This window comes from Lutibacter sp., from assembly GCF_040883305.1.
In the GTDB taxonomy this organism is placed as follows: Bacteria; Bacteroidota; Bacteroidia; order Flavobacteriales; family Flavobacteriaceae; genus Lutibacter.
On record NZ_JBFLKT010000283.1, the window covers coordinates 1 to 6,121 of the forward strand.

Here is a 6,121-nt window from a genome sequence, read left to right on the forward strand (position 1 = left end):
AACAGAATTTGGAGATGCGTGTTTCTCTACTTTTTCACCAATAAGCACTCCTTTTAATGAAATATGTTTTGGTATTTCCTTATAGCTTCCTGATACTACAACATTTTGTTCTATTTTATTAATTACTTCTTTTTCTCTTTCAAAACTTCCAGAAGGAATTAAATAACTAAATATTGAACAAAAGACAATTATTAAAAAAAGAAAAATGAAAACATGGGGAATTCTAAATTTGCTAAATTTCATGACATTTTTTGTAGTTAGTTGACTACCAATATAATAAATTATTTTTAACTCGTAATATTTAATCAAATTTTATCAATCGATTGTCATATTAGCTGTATATATACTCAATAACAGTTTTATATTTTAATAATAAAAGTTTGTTTAAACTGATTAAAATCATAGTATTTTTTTTAATTCTAGGCGTTAAATTGATTCACGTCATAACATAATATTTTTAAAATTCAGTACTTCAAATAAAATTTTGAAATATGTATTTGGGGATTTTTATAGTCCTGTTTTTGTTGTTGATTGTATATTTATTAGTTGCTCCAATTGTAATTTATTTAGATACAATAGCAAATACATATTACTTAAAATTAACGCACTTTGTTAAAATTAGTTTGGAAAGTGATAAAGTTGCAGTTCTAAAAGTAAAAATGGAGCTATTCTTTTTTAAGTTTTATTATTATCCGTTTAGAATAGAACCTAAAAAAAAATCAAAAAAGGCTGCTAAAATTAGCGATGATAAAACCAAACGAAGTGTTGGATTAAAAAAAGGATATAAAATTTTAAAAACATTTAAAGTAAAAAAATTACTTATAAATATTGATACTGGAGATTGTATACTAAATGCAAAGTTATACCCAGTTTTTGCCGTTCTGAATTATAATTTTGGAAATTTTAAAATCAATTTTGCAGGTAGAAACCAAATGGTGTTGTATTTACAAAACAGCCCATTCAATATTATTAAAACATTTATTAACAATTAAAAATCAAAAATTATGGATTTACATTTAGAAGAATTATTAAAACAAATTACAGATTTTATGAAGACTGAAGCAAACACAGAAACTGTAATTGGAAAGCAATTTGATTTAGGAGAATTTAAATGTGTACCAGTTATAAAAGTTGGTATGGGATTTGGCTCAGGCGGAGGAGAAAATCGTGAAAAGAAAGATCGTAGCGCAGAAGGAATGGGAGCTGGAGCTGGAGTTGGTATTGAACCAATAGGTTTTTTAGTTACCAAAGGCGATCATATTTCTTTCCTTGAAGCAGGGAAAACACATGGGATAGCTGCTTTATTTGAAAAAGTTCCGGATTTAGTTGAAAAAATAATTAAAGAAAGAAGTAAAGAGCGTGCTGAAGTTTAATTTAAACTTTAATGTTGTTTTTAAACTAACAAAAGACCGTTTAAAAAATGGATATAATTATATTCTTTTTAAACAGTCTTTTACTATAGTGATATTAGGTTTTAGTGTGTATTGGAGCATCTTTTGCTGATGCCCATTCTGTCCAAGAACCATCATAAACCGCCTTTGGATTTTTAGAAACAAGTTCACAGGCAAGCATTATAATACAAGCAGTTATTCCAGAACCACACGTAAAAATTAAAGGATTATTATCTAGTTTTAAGGTTTTAAATATTTCTGTTAGTTTTTTTTCTGATTTAAATTTACCATTTTCAAGAACCTCAGAATAAGGCAAATTTATAGAATTTGGAATATGTCCACTTTTTAAATCAGGCCTTGGGTCAGGAGCAGTTCCGTTGAATCTTCCTTCAGATCGTGCATCAATTACTATAGCGGTTTTAGTTTTTAAATTTGTTTTTATAGCTTCAATATCTTTTACTAACTCTGGATGAAATGTCGCTTCAAAATCACCTAAATTGTAAGTGTCTTTTGCAAAAGGTTCTAATTCAAAACCTTCTTTATGCCAAGCTGGTAAACCTCCATTTAAAACAGCAATATTATTGTGTCCCATAGTTTTAAAGAGCCACCAAACTCTGGGACTGGTATAGATTCCTAAGTTATCGTAAACTACAATTTTACTGGATTTATTTATTCCTAATTTATGACATTCTTCTTTAAATTCTTGTGGATTGGGAAGCATATTTGGTAATTCAGTATCCTTTCTACTAAACGAATTTTTAAGATCAAAAAAACGAGCGTTCTTAATTTGTAGCCCCTGAAAATTAGATGTTGTGTTATTAATCGTTTTTGTTTGACTGGCATCCAAGATAACTAAATCAGGATTATTTAAATTTTTATGAAGCCATTTTACTGATACGATGGTGTTTTTCATAATTGTATCTTTAATTATAGTTTTTGTAAATATACTTTCAATTTTATTTCTATAGAAATTGAAGGAGCTTTTATTAAATAAAATACGATGTGTGAAAATTAATAATAAATTACATACTTCATTTCAATTAGTTTGGATCAAGTCTTGAATCTTTATTCAAACAGCGCAGGGTCTTTAATCTTCAATCGGACAAATAATTAACTATTTAGTATTATTCTATATTAAAGCAGTATCTAAAATTCATTAAAAAAATGTTTATTTTAGTAAACTAATTTTATTTAATCAATTTAAACACAATTTTATGAATTATATTAAAAACAAAAGTTGGATAATTTCAAGTATTTTGTTGGTGTTTTTTATTTTTTCTACGCAGCAAACTATTGCTCAAAAAAGGAAAAAGAAAACCGATAAAACTTCAGAGCAATTCGAGCTAAACAATCAAACATTAAATATGTTAAGCTTTAGAAGTATTGGTCCGGCTGCTTATTCAGGTAGAATTTCAGATTTTGCAGTAAATCCAGAAAACCCTTCAGAATATTATGTTGGAGTTGCTTCAGGAGGTTTATGGAAAACTATAAATCACGGAACAACTTTTGAACCAATTTTTGACAAAGAATCGGTTTTTTCAATTGGTTGTTTAGCAATGGATCCAAATAATTCTAATGTTGTTTGGGTAGGAACAGGAGAGAATAATACACAACGTAATTTAGCTTATGGAGATGGTGTTTATAAAACTACCGATGGCGGAAAATCGTTTACCAATATGGGACTTAAAACAAGTTCTCAAATTGGTAAAATTATGATTGATCCAAGAAATAGTAACGTTGTTTATGTGGCTTCTCAGGGACAGGCTTGGGGTCCAGGAGGAGAAAGAGGTTTGTATAAAACAATTGATGGCGGAAAAACGTGGAATAGAATTTTAGAAATAGGTGAGTACACAGGAGTTTCTGATATGGAAATGGATCCTAGAAATCCAGATGTTTTATATGCGACTTCTCATCAAAGAGAACGTAGGGTATATTCAAAAATTAATGGAGGACCAGAATCTGCAATTTACAAATCAGAAGATGCTGGTGCAACTTGGAGAAAATTAACAAAAGGATTGCCTTCTGGTGATGTTGGAAGAATTGGTTTGGCACTTTCTTCTAATCCAGAAATCGTATATGCTGTTATTGAACTTCCTGGAAATAAAGGAGGCGTTTACCGCTCAAATGATAGAGGTGAAAGCTGGGTTAAAAGAAGCGATAAAGTTTCTAGTAGTCCACAGTATTATAACGAGTTGTATGCAGATCCAATAGACCCGGATTTAATAGTTTTAATGGATACACGTAATGGTTTGTCTGATGATGGAGGAAAAACCTGGATAAATATAGAAGGTAGAAATAAACACGTAGATAGCCATGCACTTTGGATAAATCCAAATGATACCGATCACTATTTAGTAGGATGTGATGGTGGTATTTACGAAAGTTACGATAGAGCTAAAACGTGGCAGTTTAAAAGCAATTTACCAATTACACAATATTACCATGTGCGTACCGATAATGATTATCCTTTTTACAATGTTTATGGAGGCGCTCAAGATAACGGTTCGTGGTTTGGACCTTCACAAACTCATAGAAGAAATATTGTAAATGCAGATTGGACCTATACTATTGGTGGTGATGGATATTTATCGATTCCAGATCCTGAAAATCCAGATATTCATTATTGCGAATCTCAATATTGTGGATTAAGAAGATACGATAGAACTACAGGGAATAGTATTTCAATTAAACCACAACCTACTGAAGATGAAGAGTATAATTGGAACTGGAATACACCATATTTTATCAGTAAATTCAATAATAAAACCCTTTATGTTGGCGGAAATTATGTGCTAAAAAGTACAGATATGGGTGGAACTTGGAAAAAGGTAAGTGGAGATATGACGCGAGGAATCGATCAAAACACCTTGCCAATGATGGGTAAAATGTGGCCACCAGAAGCAGTTGCAAAAAACATGTCAACTTCTAAATTTGGAAACATTTTTGCATTGGCAGAATCTCCTTTAAAACAAGGAATGTTGTATGTTGGAACTGATGACGGATTGATTTGGACTTCAGAAAATGATGGTGAAAATTGGACTCGTTACGACAAGTTTACAGGAGTTCCAGAAATGACGTTTGTAAATTATATTTTACCTTCTCAACACACACAAGGTACTGTATATGCTTGTTTTGATGGAAGAAAAAATAGCAGCGATTTTACACCTTATTTGATTAAAAGTACCGATAACGGTAAAACATGGAGTTCTATAGCTTCAAATTTACCTTCGGGAACTGTGTATTGTATTCAAGAAGACCATGTAAATCCTAATATATTATTTATTGGAACAGAATGGGGTGTTTGGACTACTATTGATGGCGGTAACAAATGGGTGCAGATTAAAAAGGGAATTCCTACCATTCAAGTAAAAGACATCACTATTCAAGAAAGAGAAAATGATTTAGTAGTAGCTACTTTTGGTAGAGGATTTTATGTGTTAGATAATTATTCATCCTTAAGAGAATTAAATCCTTCAATTCCTGAAAAAGAAGCGCATATTTTTGAAATTGATGAAACCTTATTATATTTTCCTTCAAGTAATTTAAACTATCAAGGAGATGTGTATTTTAGAGCCGAAAATCCAGATCCAGCTGCTAAGTTTGAATATTATGTAAAAAATGGTTTTGAATCTTTAAAACAACAAAGAATTAAAAAACAAAAAGCTTCAGAAAAATCGGGAACGTATTATTATCCTTCAGAAGAGGAGTTACGACTAGAAAGTGATGAAGTAAAGCCAAATCTGGTATTTACTATTTATAACAATGCAAATAGTATTGTACGTAAAATTGAAGCGCCACTTAAAAAGGGTTATAACAGTATTTCTTGGGATTTAAGTTACTTAACCAATAGAGGTATAAAAGTACCACCAGGAACGTATAAAGTTGCTTTAGATAAAAACGAAAATGGCAAATTTACGCGTCTTGTTGAACCTACTAGATTTAAAGTAATTTCATTGCCAAATGCATTGGGAACACCAAATTACGAAGCTAATTTTAGTTTCTTAAAAGGAGTGTACGATTTAAATGCAAACGTAACTGCGGCTAATGGAAAAATAAGAGATATGAATACGAGAATTTCTAATATGAAAGCAATTCTAGAAAAAACGCCTGTGGAAGCAAATGTACTTGTAACTAAGTTAAATGAAGCTCAAAAGGAAGTTGACAAAGTTGCTAAAATAATTGTTGGCGGATTTGGAGCTAAGAATTCTGTAGCATCTCGTAACGGATATGCATTATATACCACATATTCTGCACAAGTAGATATTACTGGAGCACAAAAAGAGCAATTTAAATTAGCACAAGATGCTTTTAATGGCATTTCAGGTAAGTTGAATGCGTTATTTACAATTGAAATTCCAAGTCTTGAAAAAGAGTTTGAAAATGCAGGAGGTGTGTTGTTTAATGTGTCACCGCAACGAAGAAATTACGAAGAATAAATACTAATTAATTGTTTAAAAAAGCCAAGTTGTTTTACTTGGCTTTTTTTGTTACTTGACATTTATCATACAATTTATAAACCTAACTCATTAAATTTGAGTATAATTTTTGAAGAAAATTAAAAAAAATTGCTGCTACTAAATACAAATAGAACATACGTTTATCCCATTTGTTGAATGGGATAAAGTCAGGTTTTATTATTATATAATGAGTTACCTTTAATTGCTCGACTGAATTTTCACAACAGAAAACAAGAACAAAATAGTTTATTGGAAATTTCAGAAAACACTTTA

4 protein-coding genes and 1 pseudogene are annotated in these 6,121 nt (G+C 30.4%); 3 read left to right on the forward strand and 2 right to left on the reverse strand.

The window, feature by feature from the left end; translation table 11 throughout:
* Nucleotides 1-243: pseudogene (locus AB1Z17_RS08995) on the reverse strand (hypothetical protein); the annotation flags it as partial.
* A gap of 278 nt (nt 244-521) precedes the next feature.
* Between AB1Z17_RS08995 and AB1Z17_RS09000 the strand changes: the two are divergent.
* Together AB1Z17_RS09000 and AB1Z17_RS09005 are read left to right on the forward strand one after the other, a co-directional pair.
* Nucleotides 522-992, forward strand: coding sequence for a hypothetical protein (locus AB1Z17_RS09000; RefSeq protein ID WP_368051472.1), 471 nt, complete (start codon nt 522-524; stop codon nt 990-992).
* Between the two features lie 12 nt (nt 993-1,004).
* The gene (locus tag AB1Z17_RS09005) at nt 1,005-1,373 is read left to right on the forward strand and encodes a GerW family sporulation protein (RefSeq protein ID WP_368051473.1); all 369 of its coding nucleotides are present in this window, start codon (nt 1,005-1,007) and stop codon (nt 1,371-1,373) included.
* Between the two features lie 94 nt (nt 1,374-1,467).
* On the opposite strand, the gene AB1Z17_RS09010 is transcribed toward AB1Z17_RS09005, so the two are convergent.
* Nucleotides 1,468-2,304 carry a sulfurtransferase gene (locus tag AB1Z17_RS09010; protein ID WP_368051474.1) on the reverse strand — a complete coding sequence of 279 codons (837 nt, stop codon included), beginning with the start codon at nt 2,302-2,304 and terminating at the stop codon, nt 1,468-1,470.
* A gap of 301 nt (nt 2,305-2,605) precedes the next feature.
* Between AB1Z17_RS09010 and AB1Z17_RS09015 the strand changes: the two genes are divergently transcribed.
* A complete protein-coding gene (locus tag AB1Z17_RS09015) occupies nt 2,606-5,827 on the forward strand; it encodes a glycosyl hydrolase (protein WP_368051475.1) in 3,222 nt (1,073 codons plus the stop codon).
* Nucleotides 5,828-6,121 lie beyond the last annotated feature (294 nt).